Source organism: Streptomyces sp. NPDC058335 (genome assembly GCF_042723915.1).
GTDB lineage: Bacteria > Actinomycetota > Actinomycetes > Streptomycetales > Streptomycetaceae > Streptomyces.
Genome location: NZ_JBHXHX010000002.1, coordinates 568,989 through 588,226 on the forward strand (window position 1 = coordinate 568,989; position 19,238 = coordinate 588,226).

The 19,238-nt window shown below is 71.8% G+C and carries 15 protein-coding genes; 4 read left to right on the forward strand and 11 right to left on the reverse strand.

From position 1 onward, the window contains the following. Positions 1 to 69: 69 nt before the first annotated feature. The gene (locus ACFWJX_RS05665) at positions 70 to 699 is read right to left on the reverse strand and encodes an HAD family hydrolase (RefSeq protein ID WP_383237234.1); all 630 of its coding nucleotides are present in this window, start codon (positions 697 to 699) and stop codon (positions 70 to 72) included. After that, positions 692 to 1,972, reverse strand: coding sequence for an LCP family protein (locus ACFWJX_RS05670; RefSeq protein ID WP_383237237.1), 1,281 nt, complete (start codon positions 1,970 to 1,972; stop codon positions 692 to 694). The genes ACFWJX_RS05665 and ACFWJX_RS05670 overlap by 8 nt, the downstream gene beginning before the upstream one ends. 119 nt (positions 1,973 to 2,091) lie before the next feature. On the opposite strand from ACFWJX_RS05670, the gene ACFWJX_RS05675 reads away from it, so the two are divergent. Next, positions 2,092 to 2,649 carry an acyl-CoA thioesterase gene (locus tag ACFWJX_RS05675; protein WP_383237240.1) on the forward strand — a complete coding sequence of 186 codons (558 nt, stop codon included), beginning with the start codon at positions 2,092 to 2,094 and terminating at the stop codon, positions 2,647 to 2,649. 18 nt (positions 2,650 to 2,667) lie between these two features. On the opposite strand, the gene ACFWJX_RS05680 is transcribed toward ACFWJX_RS05675, so the two are convergent. After that, positions 2,668 to 4,032: an LCP family protein gene (locus tag ACFWJX_RS05680; protein WP_383237404.1), complete on the reverse strand. Its 1,365-nt coding sequence runs from the start codon at positions 4,030 to 4,032 to the stop codon at positions 2,668 to 2,670. A gap of 239 nt (positions 4,033 to 4,271) precedes the next feature. On the opposite strand from ACFWJX_RS05680, the gene ACFWJX_RS05685 reads away from it, so the two are divergent. Continuing rightward, positions 4,272 to 5,315, forward strand: coding sequence for a glycosyltransferase family 2 protein (locus tag ACFWJX_RS05685; protein ID WP_383237242.1), 1,044 nt, complete (start codon positions 4,272 to 4,274; stop codon positions 5,313 to 5,315). Between the two features lie 28 nt (positions 5,316 to 5,343). On the opposite strand, the gene ACFWJX_RS05690 is transcribed toward ACFWJX_RS05685, so the two are convergent. The 4 genes from ACFWJX_RS05690 to ACFWJX_RS05705 all read right to left on the reverse strand — a co-directional run bounded on the left by ACFWJX_RS05690 (position 5,344) and on the right by ACFWJX_RS05705 (position 11,911). Then, on the reverse strand, positions 5,344 to 7,026 hold the full coding sequence (locus tag ACFWJX_RS05690) for an LCP family protein (RefSeq protein WP_383237245.1): 1,683 nt from the start codon (positions 7,024 to 7,026) through the stop codon (positions 5,344 to 5,346). A 53-nt stretch (positions 7,027 to 7,079) separates the two neighbouring features. After that, entirely contained in the window at positions 7,080 to 8,837 is a 1,758-nt protein-coding gene (locus tag ACFWJX_RS05695) for an LCP family protein (RefSeq protein ID WP_383237248.1), read from the reverse strand. A 266-nt stretch (positions 8,838 to 9,103) separates the two neighbouring features. Then, a complete protein-coding gene (locus ACFWJX_RS05700) occupies positions 9,104 to 10,282 on the reverse strand; it encodes an LCP family protein (RefSeq protein WP_383237407.1) in 1,179 nt (392 codons plus the stop codon). A gap of 870 nt (positions 10,283 to 11,152) precedes the next feature. After that, positions 11,153 to 11,911, reverse strand: coding sequence for a TIGR03089 family protein (locus tag ACFWJX_RS05705; protein WP_383237251.1), 759 nt, complete (start codon positions 11,909 to 11,911; stop codon positions 11,153 to 11,155). Positions 11,912 to 12,040: 129 nt separating this feature from the next. Here ACFWJX_RS05705 and ACFWJX_RS05710 point away from each other — a divergent pair, with 129 nt between their 5' ends. Both ACFWJX_RS05710 and ACFWJX_RS05715 read left to right on the forward strand, forming a co-directional pair. Continuing rightward, positions 12,041 to 13,555 (forward strand): peptidoglycan recognition protein, encoded by a 1,515-nt coding sequence (locus tag ACFWJX_RS05710; protein ID WP_383237254.1) that lies wholly within the window; start codon positions 12,041 to 12,043, stop codon positions 13,553 to 13,555. A gap of 209 nt (positions 13,556 to 13,764) precedes the next feature. Next, the gene (locus ACFWJX_RS05715) at positions 13,765 to 14,847 is read left to right on the forward strand and encodes a sugar phosphate nucleotidyltransferase (protein ID WP_383237257.1); all 1,083 of its coding nucleotides are present in this window, start codon (positions 13,765 to 13,767) and stop codon (positions 14,845 to 14,847) included. Positions 14,848 to 15,036: 189 nt separating this feature from the next. Here the strand turns inward: ACFWJX_RS05715 and ACFWJX_RS05720 are convergent, their stop codons facing one another. The 4 genes from ACFWJX_RS05720 to ACFWJX_RS05735 form a co-directional block, all read right to left on the reverse strand. After that, a complete protein-coding gene (locus ACFWJX_RS05720; RefSeq protein ID WP_383237260.1) occupies positions 15,037 to 16,047 on the reverse strand; it encodes a DNA-3-methyladenine glycosylase family protein in 1,011 nt (336 codons plus the stop codon). Between the two features lie 97 nt (positions 16,048 to 16,144). Continuing rightward, positions 16,145 to 17,449 (reverse strand): coenzyme F420-0:L-glutamate ligase, encoded by a 1,305-nt coding sequence (locus ACFWJX_RS05725; protein ID WP_383237263.1) that lies wholly within the window; start codon positions 17,447 to 17,449, stop codon positions 16,145 to 16,147. After that, positions 17,446 to 18,405: a 2-phospho-L-lactate transferase gene (gene cofD, locus ACFWJX_RS05730; RefSeq protein ID WP_383237266.1), complete on the reverse strand. Its 960-nt coding sequence runs from the start codon at positions 18,403 to 18,405 to the stop codon at positions 17,446 to 17,448. The genes ACFWJX_RS05725 and cofD overlap by 4 nt, the downstream gene beginning before the upstream one ends. A 118-nt stretch (positions 18,406 to 18,523) precedes the next feature. After that, complete coding sequence (locus ACFWJX_RS05735) at positions 18,524 to 19,018, reverse strand: cysteine dioxygenase (RefSeq protein ID WP_383237269.1); 495 nt, start codon at positions 19,016 to 19,018, stop codon at positions 18,524 to 18,526. Between the last annotated feature and the right edge of the window lie 220 nt (positions 19,019 to 19,238).

Below are 19,238 nucleotides of genomic sequence, written 5' to 3' on the forward strand. Positions count from 1 at the left end.
CTCCCCGCCCTACGACCGTCGCCCTCCGCCCGTTCTCCGGGCAGGGGGCGATCGTCGTCCGCGGACCGGCTACGCGAACAGCGGGTCCAGCGCCTTCTCCAGGTCGGCCGCCACCCGGTAGTGGACGGCCGTCATGCCGAGGGCGGTGGCCGCCTCGAGGTTCTCCAGGGTGTCGTCGACGAACAGGCAGCGGTCGGGGCGTACGCCCGCCCGTGCCGCGCCCAGTTCGAGGATGCGGCGGTCGGGCTTGACGAGGCCGACGCGGGCGCTGCTGACGACGTCGTCCGCCAGCTCCGTCAGGCCCATGGCCTCCAGGTCGCGCTCCAGACCGAGCGTGGCGTTGGTGACGAGGACCAGCGGCACCCGGACCCGGGCCCGGCGCAGCAGGTCCAGCACGGCCTCGTCGGCCCGGAACGGCGACTCCAGCAGCGCGGTGCCCAGCGCCCAGCCGGTCTCCTCGTCCACGAGCCCGGTCAGCCCGCGCGCGATGGCCGCCACCCACTCCTGCTCGGTGATCCGGCCCAGCAGCAGCGGCCCGTCGACCTCGGGGGAGAAGGCCACCTTCTTGGTGGTGCCCTCCGCGAGCCCCGCGATGCGCTCCAGCGACTCCAGGTGGGTGGAGTCGAAGCGCCGGATCACGTTGTCGACGTCACAGAGGACCGCGTCGAAGGGCCGTGCGGCGGCGGGCCGGTCAGCCACCCGACACCGTGACCTTCTCGTCGTTCTTCAGCTGGCTCACCAGCTGCTTCACCTTGGCCTTGTCCCAGACGAGGTTGCCGCCGCTGGACCCGGAGATCGGCATGTTCATCGACTTGCCGTCGCCGCCGTTGACGCCCTTCATCGCGAAGAACATCGACCCCAGGTCGTACAGGCCCATGTCCTTGTCGACGATCAGGGTGTCCAGGCCGGCGCTCATGGTCGGGTACAGCTTGAAGGGGTTGAGGACCGTGCCCGGCGTGGCCACCTGGCTCGCGAGGGCCGCGAGGAACTTCTGCTGGTTCTTCGTACGGTCCAGATCGGAGCCGGCGAGCGCGTACCGGGTGCGGACGAAGGCGAGGGACTCCTCGCCGTTCAGGGTCTGCTTGCCCTTCTTGAGGTCCGCGCCGGACTTGGTGTCCTTGATGTCCTGCGGGATGTCGATCTCGACGCCGCCGACCGCGTCCACGATGTTCGCGAAGCCGGCGAAACCGATCTCCACGTAGTGGTCGATGCGCAGCCCGGTGTTGAACTCGACCGTGCGGACGAGCAGCTCGGGGCCGTCCTCCGCGTACGCCGCGTTCAGCTTGGTGTGCCGGCCCGTGCCCTCGTAGCGCTTGCCGGAGTCCGAGCCCACGAACGAGGGGATCTCCACGTCCGAGTCGCGGGGCAGCGAGATCAGCGTGTCGCCGTTGGAGCCGGTGTGCAGGATCATCATCGAGTCCGTGCGCTTGCCGTCGGCGGAGCCGGTGTGCAGCGCCTTCTTCTCCTCGGCGGTCATGCCCTCACGGCTGTCGGAGCCGACGATGAGGAAGTTGGTGCCCTCGCCCGCCTCGGGCCGGTCGATCACCTTGGACAGGTCGACCTCGCGCTTGAGCTTGGAGTCGGCCCAGAAGTACGTCCCGACGGTCGTCACGACCAGGACCGTCACGACACTGATCGCGGTCCACTTGATCCGGCGCCGCCAGTTCGGTGCGGGGCGCGCGGCCTGGGTGCCGTAGCCGCCCGGCCCGTCGGAACCGCCGCCGTACACCTCGCCCGCGCTGTAACCGCTGTCGTAGCCGGTGTTGCGGGCGTTGGTGTAGTCGCCGCCGCCGTATCCCTGGCCGTCGACGTACGACGGCTGCGGCGGGACGCCGGCGCCCTGCGGCGGGGCGGCCGGACCGCGGCGGACCTGACGCATCACGCGCGCGCCCTCGGGCTGTGCGCTCGCGCCGCCGTGTCCGTACCGGGAGCCGCGGTTGTTGTCGGACCATCCCTCGGGCCAGTCATTCATGCGCCCCAGTGTGCAGGGCGGCGGTGTGTCCCATACAGGGGCGTCGAGGAATCAGCGCTCCGCTGTTGCCAACCTGACACAAAATCCCGGCTTGTCCGCCTCGGCATAAGGTGGAGGACATGACAGACCAGGTCACCCCAGTGGACTCGGACACCTCGGACATCCCGGGTAAGCCGACGTCCGCGTCCCGCACCACGCTCAGCCACATCATGAGCCACAACGACACCAACCTCCTGGGCACGGTGCACGGTGGCGTGATCATGAAACTCGTCGACGACGCGGCGGGCGCGGTGGCCGGACGGCACTCCGGCGGACCGGCCGTCACCGCGTCCATGGACGAGATGGCGTTCCTCGAGCCGGTCCGCGTAGGTGACCTCGTCCATGTGAAGGCCCAGGTGAACTGGACCGGCCGGACCTCCATGGAGGTCGGCGTCCGGGTCCTGGCCGAGCGCTGGAACGAGTCGGCGCCGCCCACCCAGGTCGGCTCGGCCTACCTGGTCTTCGCCGCCGTGGACGCCGACGGCAAGCCCCGCCGCGTCCCCCCGGTGCTCCCCGAGACCGACCGCGACCGCCGCCGCTACCAGGAGGCCCAGATCCGCCGCACCCACCGCCTGTCCCGCCGCCGCGCCATCATGGAACTGCGGGAGCGACGGGTGGCGGAGGGCTTCGACGACTGAGGCGGCACCGCCCCGGTCTCAGGAGCAGCCGACCTCGTCGCCCCTGACCACTCCGGACTCGCCCTGTTCCGGGTCGTCCGCCCGGACCTTGCGGACCTGGTGGGACTCCGTGCCGGTGGTGACCTTCAGGACGGGGCCCAGGCCCGGGACGGGGCGCAGCTCGCTGCCGGGGAGCGCGGCGGCCAGCGACTTCGCCGAGCGGTCCCAGCGGGGGTCGTGGGAGATGACCGTACGGCGCACCGAGGTGTCGCGGGCCGTGGCCGGCTGCCCGGTCGTACGGAAGCCGGTGGCCCGCAGGGCGGCGTCGACCTGCCTGGCCAGTCCGGGCGTGCGGGTGCCGTTCTCCACCTGGACGCGGATCTGCTGCGGGGCCACCTCCACGCGGACGGCCGTGCTGCGGACCCGGGGCGTGGTGGCGAGGGGCTTGTCGTCGCGCAGGGCCTCGAAGAGGCGCTCGGAGCGGACGGGGTCCCACTTCACGGTCGAGCCGATGCCCTTCACGGCGTACCCCATCCGCCCGATGGGGACGGTCGTGAACTCCGAGGAGGACGGGGAGAAGGTGCGCATCGCCCGCCCGAGGGCCAGCAGTTCGTCGGTGCCGAAGCCGCGGTCGGCCCGCACCGAGCCGAGCACCGCCCGTGTCACGTCACGGAACTTCAGCGGGTTCAGCAGGATTCCGGAGGAGGTCGCCCGGTCCACCAGCCCCGCCAGGAACCGCTGCTGGCGTTTCATCCGGCCGAGGTCGGAGGAGGCGTCGGAGTGCCGGGAGCGGACGTACTGGAGGGCCTCGCCGCCGCGCAGGGTGTGGCTGCCGGGTGCGAGGTCGAGGCCGGTGTAGGGGTCCTTCAGGCGCTGGTCGGTGCAGATCTTGACGCCGCCCAGGACGTCGACGGTCTTCATGAAGCTGGTGAAGTCGACCTCCAGGTAGTGGTCGATCTTCACGTGGGTCATGCGCTCGACGGTCCGCACGGTCAGCTGCGGCCCGCCCTCCGCGTACGCCCCGTTGATCTTGATGGGGTGGCCGTGGTGCTTCTCACCGGTGGTCCGGTCGGTGTGCGGGGGCGTCTCGGCGTAGGAGTCGCGCGGCAGGCTGACCACGCTCGCCCGGTCCCGGTCCTCCGAGATGTGCACGATCATCAGCGTGTCGGTGCAGTGGCAGGGCTCGCCGCCGAGCCGGTACCGCTGCCGTTCGGCCTCGGTGATCCGGTCGCGGCCGTCGGTGCCGACCATCAGCACGTTCATGCCGTGTCCGGCCCGCGGGCGGTTCTTCATGTCCTTGAAGGGGTCGACGCGGGCGATCCCGGAGTCGAGGCTGCTGATCAGGGTGTGGCCGATCCCGGCGGAGGCCAGCACGACGACCGACAGCGTCATGGTCGCCCGCATGACCCAGCGGGGGCGCTTCTTCGGTGCGGGGTGGACCGGCCGGCGCTGCGCGCGGCGCGAGGGCCGGGAGGCGGGGGACCGGGGCGGGGTGGGGGACAAGCGGGTCACCTCCGGGCGACGGCCGTACGAGGCGTACGAGGGGAGCCGTGAGAACCGTAGGCCGATACGATCCGCCGCCCGCCGCAGGGCACCCGGCGGCGCGCACCGGTGTCCCCCGTTCGCGGTAACGTGATGTCCCTATGAACGCGAAGTCCGACGTGCAGCTCCCCGCCGTGTCCGTCATCATGCCCGTCCTCAACGAGGAGCGGCATCTGCGCGGAGCAGTCCAAGCGATCCTCGCGCAGGAGTACGCCGGCGAGATGGAGGTCGTGATCGCCATCGGTCCGTCCACGGACCGTACGGACGAGATCGCCGCCGAACTCGTGGCCGAAACCGCGTCCCACAAGAACAAGCGCGTCCACACCGTCCCGAACCCGACGGGCCGCACGCCCGCCGCCCTTAACGCGGCGATCAAGGCCTCGCGCCATCCGGTCGTCGTCCGCGTCGACGGGCACGGCATGCTCTCGCCGAACTACATCGCCACCGCCGTACGGCTCCTGGAGGAGACCGGCGCGCAGAACGTCGGCGGCATCATGCACGCCGAGGGCGAGAACGACTGGGAGCACGCGGTCGCCGCCGCGATGACCTCGAAGATCGGGGTCGGGAACGCCGCCTTCCACACCGGGGGACAGGCCGGCCCGGCCGAGACCGTGTACCTCGGCGTGTTCCGGCGCGAGGCGCTCGAGCAACAGGGCGGCTACAACGAGGAGTTCATCCGTGCCCAGGACTGGGAGCTGAACTTCCGCATCCGTGAGGCCGGCGGGCTGATCTGGTTCTCGCCGGAGCTGAAGGTGTCGTACCGCCCGCGGCCCAGCGTCAAGGCGCTCGCCAAGCAGTACAAGGACTACGGCCGTTGGCGGCACGTCGTCGCCCGCTACCACGAGGGCTCCATCAACCTGCGCTACCTCGCCCCGCCGACCGCCGTCTGCGCGATCGCGGCCGGGATCGTGGTCGGCGCGGCCCTCACCCCGCTCGGCTTCCTGATCCCGGGCGGCTACCTCGCGGCGATCGCCCTCGGCTCGCTGCCGGCCGGCAAGGGCCTGCCGGCGAAGGCGCGCCTCCAGATCCCCGTGGCCCTCGCCACCATGCACATGTCGTGGGGGTTCGGCTTCCTGACCAGCCCGAAGTCGCTGGCCAGGAAGGTCATCGCGTCCCGTCGCCCGGCGGTCCTCAGCTCGCACTGAGCACCGCTGGGCGATGGAAGGGCCCGGCCTACCAGCTGTAGGCCGGGTCCACGTGCATGCACTGGCCGGTGTCGGCCGCGTTCATCGTCTCCGCCGAGGTGGGCGTCCTGTCGTCCTCCACCGGCGCCTTGTACGCCGTGCCCGACCGCCAGTCCGCGCCCACGAAGAGCGTGACCCCGGAGACCTCGGTGGACTGCTTCACCTGGCCCGCCGGAACGCCGAGGGCCTTCGCGACCCGCAGGGCGTCGGCCTGGAGGTCGGCGCTCGGGTAGCGGATCACCGTGGTCTTCTCGGTGGTGGCCGGCGAGGTGTCCGCCTTGGCGTCGGTGAAGCCCTTGCCGACCAGCACCTCCGTCACCGCGGAGGCCCGTCCGCGCGCCGCGCCCAGGCTGTCGGTGTACGTCCCGTTGTGGACCTGTACGGCGATCTCGTCGTCCGCGGCGGCCGCGTCCGTGACCGTCGGGGACGGGCTCGCGGTGGCCTTCGCGGCGTCCTTGCCGTCCAGGGCGATGTCCTCGCGCACCAGCCGGAACAGCTTCTCGGCGTCGTCGGTGGGTACCACCCGGCCGGTCTGGACGGTGTCGTACCGGTTCGGCATCGTCGTCATGGTGATGCGCTCGGTGGGCACCTTCTGCAACTCGGTCGCCAGGTCGTACATCTTCTTGATGCTGTCCAGACCGTCGTCGACCGTGATCGCCTGCGTGGCCGCCTCGGCGAGCTTGCGCAGCCCGTTGGGGTTTGTCAGCTTCGCCTCCGAGCGCAGCTGACGGACCATCGAGTTCATGTACATGTGCTGCGCCTTGGCGCGCGCCAGGTCGGTGTCGTCCTCGAAGCCGTAGCGGGTGCGCAGCCACTGGAGGGCCTGCTTGCCCTTGATGTCGTGGGTGCCCTTCGCCAGCTTCAGGCCCGAGCCCTTGCCGGTGCTGGTGTGCGAGTGGACGTTGGCGTCCACACACACCGGGACGCCGCCGATCGCGTCGGCCATCGACACCACACCGGCGAAGTCGATCATCATGAAGTGGTCGATGTGGATGTCGGTGAGCTTCTCCCAGGTGGCCACCGTGCAGCCCGGACCGCCGCGCCCCAGCGAGGAGTTGGTGATCTCCCGGGTGAGCGCCCGGAACACCTCGCCGGTGTCCGGGTCCGTGCACTTGGGAATGTCGAGCAGGGTGTCGCGCGGCATGCTCACCACCGACATGTTGCTGCGGTCAGCGGAGACGTGCAGCAGCATCTGGACATCGGCGAGGGGCGTGCCGTTGAAGGTGTCCCTGGCCCCGCCGAGCTTCTGGTTCTCCACCGTGTCCCGGGCGTCCGAACCGATCAGCAGGATGTTCAGCGCCTTCTGCCCGGCCTCGTTGGCCTTGGTCTCCGTCGCCCGGTCCTTGGCGTCGCCCAGGTTCAGCCGGTCGCTCTTGATGTTGGCGTTGAGATGCTCGTAGTAGAGGTATCCGGCCCCCGCGCCGCCCACTATCACCAACGCGAGCACGGTCGCCGACCAGCGCAGCACACGCCGTCTGCGCCGTCTTCGCTCCGTGCCGCGGCCGGCTCTGCGCCCGCCGCCGCCCTCGCCCGCGCCACCGTCTCCGGCGCTCTCCCCGGCCGCCGCCTCGTCGTCCGCCGCCGTGGACGTGCTGTCCCCGACCCCGGGAACCGCTCCCCGTACCGTGCTCCGCCCCACTGGCCCCGCCCCTCCCCCTCGTGCGCCTGACATGACACGGGCCCGTCCCGCGTCAAGTCAGACGCTCGACAGGCCCGCAGGGTTACCTACTTGGCGCACTCGACCTTGTCCGCCGTGGACTTGTCGACCGTGTCCGGCACGGTCGTCGGGGCCGTGAGCGAGACGCCCGCGCCCTTGAAGTCCTTGCCCAGCGTCAGCGTCATCGTCGGCAGACCCTGGGCATTCGTGACGCTCTCGCCCGGCTTCAGGGCCGTCCCCGGCAGCCCCATGATGGCGGCGAGCTTGCGTGCCTGATCGGCCTGTTCGGGCCCGTACTCGAGCGTCGTCCTGCTGAGTACCTCCGGCGCGTTGCCCGCGTTCTCGGACTTCGTCACGCCCTCATCATTCTGCAGCCAGCTGAGAGTGGCCTGTGCGCTGCCGGACTCGGCGCCGCCGTTCATGACCTGCACCCGCACCTCGGAGGCCGCGGACTGGGTGCCCTTGAGGCGGGCCGCCGCGGCCGCGGCCGCCGCGTCCTTCGACGCCTTCGCCTGCTCCTTCACCTCGGTGAAGGACACGTCGTCCTGGATCATCTGGAAGACGGTGGGCGCCGTCGTCCGGTTCAGGACGACCGTGGCCTTGACCTTCTCGGCCGGGTTGTCGACGACGGGCACGGTGGTGAAGGTCAGGTTCTTGGTGTTGAGCTTGCCCAGCTCCAGACCGAGGTCCTTGAGCTTGGTGATGCTGTCCAGCTGGGAGTCGACGGTGAGCGCCTTCGTGCCCGCCTCCGCCAGCTTGATCATCTTCGTGGGGCTGGTGAGCGTGTCGTTCGACTTCAGCTTGCGCATCAGCGAACCGAGGAACTGCTGCTGGATCGCGATCCGGCTCAGGTCACCGCCGAAGCCCACCGAGTGCCGGGTGCGCAGGAACGCCAGCGCCTGCTCGCCCTGGACGGTGTGCGTGCCCTTCGACAGCTTCAGATGCGAGTCCGGGTCGTCGATGTCCTTGGCCAGGCACACCTCGACCCCGTCGACCGCGGTCGTCAGCGTCTTGACCGCGTTGAAGTCGGCCACCATGAAGTTGTCCGGGGTGACCCCGGTCAGCTCCGTCACCGTGCGCATGGTGCAGCTGGGCGTCCGGCCGTCCTGGCCGAGGCTGGTGTTGAAGCGGACGCCCTGCGTGCCCTTGATGATCTCGCTGGTGCCGTCCTCCTGCTCGGTCGGGCAGTCCGGGACGTCCACGATCAGGTCGCGCGGGATGCTGAGCGCGGTCGCGTTCGTCCGGTCCTTGGAGACGTGCAGCAGGATCGTCGTGTCGGCGTGGCCCACGCTGCCGGAGTCGCCGTAGCCCTCGTTGCCCGAGCCGGTGCGCTTGTCGGTGCCGATCACCAGCAGGTTGATCGCCTTGTCCTTGCTGAAGCCACCGGTGCTGGCGCCGTCGTCGGAGACGGAGGTGATGTTGTCGTTGAGGTGCTCCAGATAGAGGTAGGCCGCACCGGCGGTGCCCACCAGGACGAAGGCCATGACTCCGCCGGTCCACAGCAGGACCTTCTTCGCCTTCGCCTTCTTCTTCGCCGGCCGGCGCCCGCGCCTGCTCGGCGGAGGCTCCTCCGGCACGCCCCGTCGCCGACGCGGTCCCGGAACCTCCGGGGCGTCCCGTTCCGGAGCCGCCGTACGGCTGCCGGAAGCGGCCTCGGGGTTCGGTGCGCCGTCCGCCGCACGGGCGGCACGTCTGCGAGGTCCGGGCACCGCCGACTGCGGTGCGGAAGGAGTCAGTCGCAGTTCGTATTCGCCGGTGTCCGGATTGAGTACCCACTGGTCTGCGGGGTCGATGTTTTCCGCCCGCCCACGGCCTTGCGCGTCCACGGTTGTCCGAATCCTCCGTCGGGGCCACGCGGCGCCTTTACCCCCTCTAAGGCGCTCGGGTCTCGGTCACACAGTGCACGACCCCAGAACGGTCCTCAGGCCGGGTGCACCGGATCGCTCACACTATCCGCCAAGTTCCGCGCGGAGCGACGACGGTGACAAACTCCACGTCCCTACAACCGGGCAATCCGGGCTATTTCCTTGAACTGGAGTTCGCCACGACCGGCCCGCTTGGGAAGCGCTTTACCCGCGACTGTGCGCACGGCTCATGCGCAGGTGTGATCGCCGGCCGTGTTTCCCCGGAAACTCGGCTCCGACGGACTCGGCGATGTGTACGTGTCGTGATCGGGTGACTCCGAAGAGGTGGAATTCCCCGGCTTCTCCGGCTTCCCCGGTTCCGTCGGCGTTTTCCCGGTCACGGAGACCGGCGCGTCCGTCCGCAGCCGCTCGAAGAGCTTCTCCGCCGCGGGCTCCACGAGTTGGTCGCGATTCGCGTTGTAGACATACGACTCCCGCGGAACGGTCAGGAATCGCACCTGTTCGGTGGGAATGTCGCGCAGGCCGCGCACGAGTTCGTAGAGACCGCGCAGGCTCGCCAGATCCGGGTCGGTGGTGAGAGAGGACGTGGCCGCGTCCAGCACCGGATACAGCTTCACCGGATTCAGCAGGACGTCATTGCTCTGCGCCTTGTTGACGAGCGCCCCGAGGAATCGTTGCTGCCGGTCCATCCGGTCGGTGTCGCTGCCGTCGCCGAGGGTCTTGCGCGCGCGGACGTAGCCGAGGGCCTGCTCGCCGTCGAGGGTCACCCGCCCCGCGGGCAGCCGCAGCTTGGCGGCCTTGTCGCGGATCGGCTCCTTCAGACACACCTCGACCCCGTCGAGAGCGTCGACCATCTTCTTGAAGCCGTGGAAGTCGACGACGACGTGGTGGTCGATCCGGATGTCCGTCAGCTTCTCCACCGTCCGGATCGTGCAGGCCGAACCGCCCGTCTGGAAGGAGTAGTTGAACATCGCGAACGTCGGCGCCGACCGGGAACCGTCCGGCCGTCGGCAGGCCGGCACGTCCACCATGAGGTCGCGGGGTATCGACACGGCCGTCGCGCTGTGCCGCCCGGCGGACAGATGCAACAGGATCGTCGTGTCCGACCGCTCGGTCCCGGAATCCCGCCCGTACTCGCTGTTGCCGTCCCCCGCGCGCGAGTCCGAACCGATCAACAGCACGTTGCGCGCGTCCTTCACCAGCGCGGTCGGCCGCTCCTTCGCGTACCGCGCCAGCTCCGCCGCGGCCGCCTCGTCCGGCGTGATGTTCCCGTCGAGCTTCGCGTACACCACCCACCCGGCCACCCCGGCCCCCACCACCAGCAGCCCCACCACCCCCGCCCCGACCCCGAACCACCGCCGCCGACGCCGCCGCCCAAGCCCCACACCGAGAGCGGACGCCCCGATGCCAGGCCCGAGAGGCTTGCCCGCACCTGGCCCGAGAGGTTCGCCCGGCCCTGGCCCGGGAGGCCGGGCCGCCCGCTCGCTCCCACTCACGCCGGCACCACCCCTCCCGCTCACCGTACGAAAACGCCGTGCAGTTCCTACGACGATGCCGTGACCGGGGGCGCAGCGCGGGTGGGGAGGGGCTGGACGGGTGACGCACGTTCTCGGGCCGGGCGGATGCTCACCTTCCCGTCGTGGGTGCAGTGATCGGGCGTCGGAGCGGGACCCGCCCGACCGGTGCCGGGGAGATCAGGGCGCCGCGCAGGGTCCGGCCGGGGGAGCCTGCCGACCCTCCGAGACAGCTGGCGCAGTCCGCCGAAGGGGGGCGGCCCGCCTGGCCGTACGCCGGAGTGGCGGGCACGGACCGAGGAGAGGGTGGGCCGCCGTGCCGGGGTGACCGGGCGGGCGTGCCGTATGCCGGAGCGAGGGCCGTCGGCTCGGCGATCTGGCCGGGATGGGACGGGCCGGGATGGGGTGGGCCGGGGTGGGGTGGGGCGGGGTGGACGTAGGGGTGCGCCGGAGTGGCGGGGGTGCGCCGAAGTGCTGGTGGCCCGCCGCACCGGGCTGGCCGTCCGCCTCCGAGCCGGGATGGCCTACGGCCGAGGAGGCGGCCGGACTGTGCGGCCGACGACGGCCCGCCCGGCCCCCGGCATCGAGCGGCGAACCGCCACCCGGCGTGAAGCCGTCTCGGACCCGAAGCCGTTCGGCGTGTACTCGTCCGACGTGAACCCGTCCGAGGTCGGGGGCGCCGCTGTCGCGCCGCATCAGGCTGACCGCGCGGTCGACGATGCCGGGGCCGGCAGACCGGGCCGTAGGCGATGCCGGCCCCGGCTACCGTGCCGTGGCCGTCACCCGTTCGCTGTCGATCCGCCGGGTCAGGGTCTCCTCCGACGCCTGGTCCAGGTTTCGGCACAGGACGACCGAGCCCCCGGTGGCCAGCGGGGCGTACAGGCCGGCGCTGAGGCCCTCCCAGGTGTCGTACGGCAGGCCCGACAGGAGGCGGGAGCCGGGGCCCAGGAGGCCGAGGGCGGGTGCGTCGGCGCGGGCGCGCTCCACCAGCTCCGCGCTCGTGTACTCCGCGCCGGCCACGATCAGCGCGGGCTCCTCCGGGTCGACGGGCGCGTACGGCGCGAAACGGTCGCCGTGGGTCGGGACGTCCACCGCGTAGTCGGCGTACCCCTCCGGCGGCGCCGGGACGAACCGGCGGCCGAGCGGCGCGAGCGACAGCGCGTATCGCTCGCCCCGGCACGCCAGCCCCGCCTCGAACCGGCCGGGCCCGGCCACCACGAAGTCCGCGCGGGCCGGATCCCCGGCGACGTCCGCGACGACCCCGACCGAGGAGCACGCAACCAGCCACACGGCCGTCTGCCAGTGCGCGGGCAGCAGCAGCGCGACGCGGTCGCCGGGTTCGGCGGACAGCCCGTCCTGGATGAGGTTCGCGGTCTTGGCCACCCAATTGGCGAAGGTGGCCACGGACAATTCGACCCGTTCGCCCGTGGCGTCGTCGTAGAAGGTCACCAGGGGACGCGCGGGATCCGCGGCGAGCGCGGAACGCAGCAGGTCGGCAGGGGTGCGGTCAGTGGCGTTCACCCGAGTCAGCGTACGCGCCGCCCCTCGGCGAACGCCCGCCACCGGGCCACCGGTTCGGCCGAACGCCCCCCGACACCCCGTCAAGTCCCCGATGGACAGAAATGTATGACTATGTCCAGGATCAGTGGCATGCGTGGACTGCTTGCTTCCTCGATCGGCGTCACCTGTGCGGCCGCACTAGCCCTCCCGCTGACGCCCCCCGCCACCGCGGTGACGGCGCGTCCGGCGACGACCGTGCAGGCGGCGCCCGCCGCGGCCCGGCCCGCCGGCCCCGCCGCCCCGCTCGCCGGCAGCACCCAGTCGCTGCCCCTGACCCCCCTGTCCCGCGACCGTGCCCTCGGCGGCACAGGAGCCGAACAGGGCCTGCCCCGCCAAGACGTACGGTCCTTCTCCCTCCTCGGCGTCGTCTGGGACGACCCGGACGCCGAACTGCACGGTCGCGTCCAGGTCCGTACCCGCGCCGCCGGAACCGGCACCTGGTCCGCCTGGCAGGAGGTCGAGACACACAACGCCGACCACGGCGCCGACCCCGACACCTCCGAACGCGCCTCCGGCCACGTCCGCGGCGCCACCGCCCCGCTGTGGGTGGGGGAGTCCGACGGCGTGGAGGTCCGCGTCAGCCCGGACGCCGAGCAGCGTACGGAGGACACCGCGGGCGGCGCCCGCACCGTGTCCTCGTCCCTGGAACTCCCCGCCGGGATGCGCCTGGAACTCGTCGACCCGGGCACCACCGATCCGGGCCGCACCGCCGACGCCGCCCACGCCCCCGTGGGCCCGCCCCGCAGCCGGGCCGCGACCGTCCGGACCCCGGCGGACGCCCCGGAGGCGGCGGAGGGCACGACGGCGGAACTGACCGAAGGCACGACCGAAGGCACGACCGCCGGCGCCACCGTCGAGTCGGCCGAGGCGTCCGCCGCCAACGCACCTCTCGCCGCCCCCGGCGCCACCGAGATCCCCGCCCTCGACCGCGCGGGCACCGAACGCGAACTCCTCACCCTCCGCTCCGGCGAACTGACGGCGGCTCAGCGCGCGAAGCCGTACATCGGCCCCCGCCCCGGCATCGTGACCCGCCGCGGCTGGGGCGCCGACGAGAAGCTGCGGGAGAAGAAGTTCGTGTACACGAAGAAGGTCAAGGCGGCCTTCGTGCACCACACGGCCTCGGGCAACAAGTACAAGTGCTCGCAGGCCCCGTCCGTCATCCGCGGTATCTACCGCTACCACGTCAGGAGCATGGGCTGGCGGGACATCGGCTACAACTTCCTCGTCGACAAGTGCGGCAACATCTACGAGGGCCGCGCGGGGGGTGTGGCGAAGCCGGTGCTGGGTGCCCACACCCTCGGTTTCAACAGCAACAGCATGGGGATCGCCGTCCTCGGGACGTTCACCACCACCAAGCCGTCCGCCGCCGCGGTCAAGGGCGTCGCCCGCCTGACGGCATGGAAGCTGGGTCTGTTCGGAGGCAATCCGAACGGAAAGACATACCTGAAGTCCGGTGGTGGCAATCTCTACCGAAAAGGTAAGAACGTACGACTGAACGTGATCTCCGGACACCGGGACGGCTTCGCCACGGAATGCCCAGGACGGCAGCTCTACGGCAAGCTCGGCTCGGCCCGTACGACCGCGGCCGGCTACCAGGGCCGCTGACGTCGCGGACCCGGAAACCCCGGGGCCTGGGGAGGCCCCGGCGGGTTCCGGCGGGACGGAGGACACGTCCGGTGGGGGGCACATCCATAGCCGTCGGGGGGACTGCGCGTGGAACACCGCACGGCCATCGAAGTTGCCACACAACGGTCTGCATACACTGGCCGGCCGAAAGACAGTTCGGCCGGTCCCGGCAGGAAGCAGAGACGAAGGTGACAGAAGCGATCCTCCTGGTCGGCGGCAAGGGCACCCGGTTGCGCCCGCTCACGGTGCACACGCCCAAGCCCATGGTCAGGGCGGCGGGGGTGCCGTTCCTCACGCACCAGCTGGCGCGAGCGAAAGCGGCAGGCGTGGACCACATCGTCCTCGCGACGAGCTATCTGGCGGAGGTCTTCGAACCGTACTTCGGCGACGGCTCGTCGCTGGGCCTGCACATCGAGTACGTCACGGAGGACGAGCCCCTGGGCACCGGCGGCGCCATCCGCAACGTGGCGTCCCGGCTCCACTCGGGCCCCGACGACCCGGTACTGATCTTCAACGGCGACATCCTCACCGGCCTGGACATCCGGCGTCTGGTGGCCACCCACGAGGAGACGTCCGCGGACGTCTCGCTCCACCTCACGAAGGTGACGGACCCGAGGGCGTACGGCCTGGTCCCCACGGACGACAAGGGCAGGGTCCTGGCCTTCCTGGAGAAACCCCAGACCCCCCAGGAGATCGTCACCGACCAGATCAACGCGGGCGCGTACGTCTTCCGCCGCTCGGTCATCGACACGATCCCGGCCGGCCGCCCGGTCTCGGTGGAGCGCGAGACCTTCCCCGACCTCCTGTCCGCCGGCGCCCACCTCCAGGGGATGGTCGACTCGACGTACTGGCTGGACCTGGGCACCCCGGCGGCCTTCGTGCGGGGCTCGGCGGACCTGGTCCTCGGCCTCGCCCCGTCGCCCGCGATCCCCGGCCGCTGCGGCGACCGTCTGATCCTCCCGACGGCCACGGTCGCCCCCGACGCGAAGCTGACCGGCGGCACGGTGGTCGGCGAGGGCGCGTTCGTCGCGGAGGGGGTGCGCGTGTTCGGCTCGACGATCCTCCCCGGCGCGGTCATCGAACCCGGCGCGGTCATCACCGACTCCCTCATCGGCACCCGAGCCCGCGTGGGCGAACGCTCGGTCCTCACCGGCACGGTCATCGGCGACGGCGCGGTCATCGGCCCCGACAACGAACTCCGCGACGGAGCAAGGGTGTGGTGCGACGCGAGAATCCCGGCAGCAGCCCTGAGATTCTCCTCGGACCAGTAACCTCACCACCCGACTCGGCGTCTCGGCACGTCCGGGCGTACCCCCTCTGGCGGAGTCCGAGGACGAGGCCCGTTCAGGGCCGAGAGCGGGGATCCGGGGCGCGGGGTCCGGGGGCGCAGCTCCCAGGTGAGGGACGGGAAGGGGCGGCGGGGCGAAAACCTCCGACGCCCATCCCGCCCCCGGACAGCGTCAAAGCCCCCGGATATCCCCCACGGGCATCCGGGGAGCCCGCCGCGCAGGCGCCTTCCCACTCAACAAGATCAACCGCGCGGCCCGATGCCGCTGCCCCGCATAGGGCTCGAGCAGCGCCAGCATCCCCGCGTCGTCCGCGAACCGATCCCCCGCCAACGCCCATCCCACGATCCCCGGCAGATGCAGATCCCCCACGGTCACCGCATCCGCCGCCCCATGACTACGCTGCACAACCTCCGCAGACGTCCACGGCCCCACCCCGGGCACGACCTCCAACCGGCCCTGCGCCTCCGCCGGAGGCATCCGCACAGCCTCCTCCAACCGCGCAGCAACCCGCACGGCCCGCAGAATCGTAGAAGCCCGCTTGTTGTCGACCCCGGCCCGATGCCACTCCCAGGAGGGAATCAGCGCCCAGGTCCGGGCCGCCGGCATCACCCACAGCCTCCCACCCGCCGCGGGCCCCGGCGCCGGTTCCCCGAACTTGCGCACGAGGAGCCGCCACGCCCGGTAGGCCTCGTCGGTGGTGACCTTCTGTTCGAGAATCGACGGGATCAACGACTCGAGCACCAGCCCGGTCCGCAGCAGCCGCAGCCCCGGCCGCCGATGCCGGGTCATGGCCAGGAGCCGGTGCCGGGGCACGAAGGCGTCGGGATCGTCGGACGCCCCGAGCAGCTCGGGCAGCCGCTCCAGCAGCCACTCGGCCCCCGGCCCCCAGGCCTCTGCCCGCACGGCACCCTCACCGGGCACGACGGAGACCCGCAGGGTCCCCGGGCCGCCGGGCGTGAGGCTGGCCCGCCAGACGGAGCCGTCGGGCATCGCCCGGAACGTCGGATCGGCGGGCCCGCGCCGAAGCGGCCCCAGCACGAGCCCGAGATCCAGCGGCCCCTCCGGCACCCAGGTCCGCACCCGTCCGCCCGCGGACGCCTGCCGGGGCACCCCGGCGGGCACGGCGACATGCCCGCCGCGCACGGTCGTACGCGAGGTGCGGGGATCGAATCGTCCTGCCACGGATGAGGTCCTAGCTAGGGGGACGGGGCTCTTGTCTCTGCGGGGTCGCCGGTCTGTCGGGGGTCTCCGGTCTCTCTGGGTCTCCGGGCCCAGCCTCTCACCGAACCTCCAAGAACCCCTCCACCTCCCGCACGCCCCGAGCCTTCGGCTCCCCGGCCGCGTGCCCGACCGCCACCGCCCCCATCGGGTCCCAGTCCGCGGGCAGCTCCAGCACCTCCCGCACGACGTCCCGGCAGAACATGGTCGACGACACCCACGCGGACCCCAGCCGCTCCCCGGCCAGCGCGACGAGGAAGTTCTGCACCCCGGCCCCGGTCGCGACGACGAACATCTCCCGCTCGGCCGCGTCCCGCCGCGGGTCGCCGTAGGTGTGCGAGCCGTCCATCACCAGGCAGGGCACGACCAGGTAGGGCGCGTCGCGCAGGATGTCCCCGCGCCGCACCCGCTTGGCGATCGACTCCTCGGACTTCCCGTCCCGCCGCAGATCCTCGATCCACGCGTCCCGCATGGCGTCCAGCAGCCGGATCCTGGAATCCGCCGACTCCAGCAGCACGAACCGCCACGGCGTCGTGTGGTGCGGCGCCGGCGCGGTCACGGCCGCGGCCACCGCCCGCCGTACCGCGCCGGGGTCGACCGGCTCGTCGGTGAAGGACCGTACGGTCCGCCGCTGGGTGACCGCCAGCCGCACCGCCTCGGACGTCCCGAGCCGGAACATGTCGTCGCGCGCGCCGCGCACCATGGCGCGGGCGCCCTCCCCGTCGCCGTCGGCCACGACATGGGGCAGACCCCGCACCACGGCCACGGGCAGCCCCGAGGCCTTGCCCTTCACCAGGTCGCCCGCGGCGGCCAGCTCGTCCGCCGTCGCGACGACGGTGGCGCTGAGCGGATTGCCGTACGCGTCCGTGCCGCCCCGCAGGTCGTCCAGCACGCGTACGCCCGCGGCGCCGATGGCCACATCGGTGAGTCCCGCGCGCCAGGGCCGCCCGAAGGTGTCGGTGACGAGGACCCCGACGTCCACGCCGAGGGCGTCACGCAGCCCGTCGCGGATCACGCGCGCGGAGGCGTCCGGGTCCTCCGGCAGCAGCAGCACGGTCCCCGAAGGAGTGTTGGAGGCGTCGACGCCGGCGGCGGCCATGACCAGGCCCTGCCGGTTCTCGACGATCCGCAGCGCCCCGCGCCGGGCCACGACCCGCACGGTCTCCGCGTCGATCGCGGACTCCCGGTCGTCCGCCCGGACGACGCGGCCCTCCGCCTTGGACACGATCTTCGAGGTCACCAGCAGGACGTCCCCGTCGGCGAGTCCCGGCTCGGCGGCCGCGATCAGCTCGGCGAGGTCGTCCCCGGCCCGCACCTCGGGCAGCCCGCCCACGGCCCAGACCCGGTAACCGGTCTCCGTGCTCACGCGCCCCGCACCTCCTCGGCCAGCGCCAGCGCCTCGCGGGCCATCCGCGCACTCGCGTCGACGTCCGTCATCATCAGCGGGACGGCCCGGCAGCGGATCCCGGCGGACTCGACCCGCTCCACGGAACCGGCGTCGACGGTGTCCACGAGCCAGCCGTCCAGCAGACCCGAGCCGTAGTGCTCGGCGACCGCCGCGGCCGTCGACTCCACGCCGACCGCCGCCAGCACCTTGTCGGCCATCCCGCGCACGGGCGCGTCCCCGACGATGGGGGAGAGGCCCACCACCGGCACCCCGGCCTCGGCGATAGCCTCCCGGATGCCGGGCACGGCGAGGATCGTGCCGATGGACACGACCGGGTTCGACGGCGGGAAGAGGACGACGTCCGCCTCCGCGATCGCCTCCAGCACGCCGGGCGCGGGCTTGGCCTGCTCGGCGCCGACGGGCACGATCGCCTCGGCCGGCACGGAGGCCCGCAGCCGCACCCAGTACTCCTGGAAGTGGACGGCCTTGCGCTCGCCGTCCACCGTGACGGCGACATGCGTCTCGACGCGGTCGTCGCTCATCGGGATCAGCCGGACGCCCGGCTTCCACCGGTCGCACAGCGCCTCGGTGACCGCGCTGAGCGGATACCCGGCACCGATCATCTGCGTCCGCACGATGTGCGTCGCGAAGTCCCGGTCGCCCAGCCCGAACCACTCGGGCCCCACGCCGTACGCCGCGAGCTCCTCCTTGAGATGGAACGTCTCGTCGGTCCGCCCCCAGCCCTGCTCCTCGTTGATGCCGCCGCCGAGCGTGTACATCACCGTGTCGAGGTCCGGGCAGACCTTCAGTCCGAAGAGGTGGATGTCGTCCCCGGTGTTGCCGATGACCGTGATGTCCGCGTCCTGCGCGGCCCGCTTCAGACCGCGCAGGAACCGGGCACCACCGATGCCGCCTGCCAGAACCACAATGCGCATGCGCCAAGTCTTGCAGGCGGGTACGACAACCCGTCACACGGTCACCGCCCACCCTCGCGCGGCAGGCGAACCGTCACGCGGTCACGGCCCGCCCCCCCCCACGCGGCACGGCGACACGTCACGCGCTGACGGCACGCCCCTCGCAGTACGGCGCCGTGTGCATCGGCATCTCGGTCAGACCCGGGAAGTACACGTGCAGGCTCACGGCCGGCTCCAGCGCGTCGTTGACGACCTCGTGGACGTACCCGGGGGCGAACACGCGCTGCGCGCCCGCCGCCAACGCGCGCGTGCCGCGCTCGGTGCGCTCGGTCAGCGTGCCCTCCAGGACGGTCAGCACGCCGGAGGAGCGGCCGTGGTCGTGGAGCCCGCTGCCCTGTCCGGGCACCCAGGACAGCAGCCACACCTCGTAGCCGGGGCCGGTGCGCAGCCGGTGGTACCAGCGGGTGGTCGCGTCGAACCGGACGAGGTGCTCCCACTGGGAGCGGTCGGCGGCGACGGAACGGGACAGACCGGCGAACTCGGCGACGGTGACCGGGTGCTCGCGGGGGGCCTGGAGGAGGTGCGGGACTTCGAGGATGTCGCCGGCGATCTGGAGGTCGCTGTCGCTGTTCATGGGATGCGGTGGTTCCTCGGCGGAAGAAGAGGTGGGGGGGCTGGGTGTCACGTACCGTCCGCCCGGATCACGGGCGGGAGGGGTGCCCTGGTGCGGGCGTGGAACAGGCAGCCGAGTCGCGGTCGGACTCAGGAGCAGCCGGAGCGGAGAGGAAGGCTCAACAGCTGGAACAGCAACAACAGCTACAGCGAGCGTGGGCAGCACCGTGGGACCCGGCGGT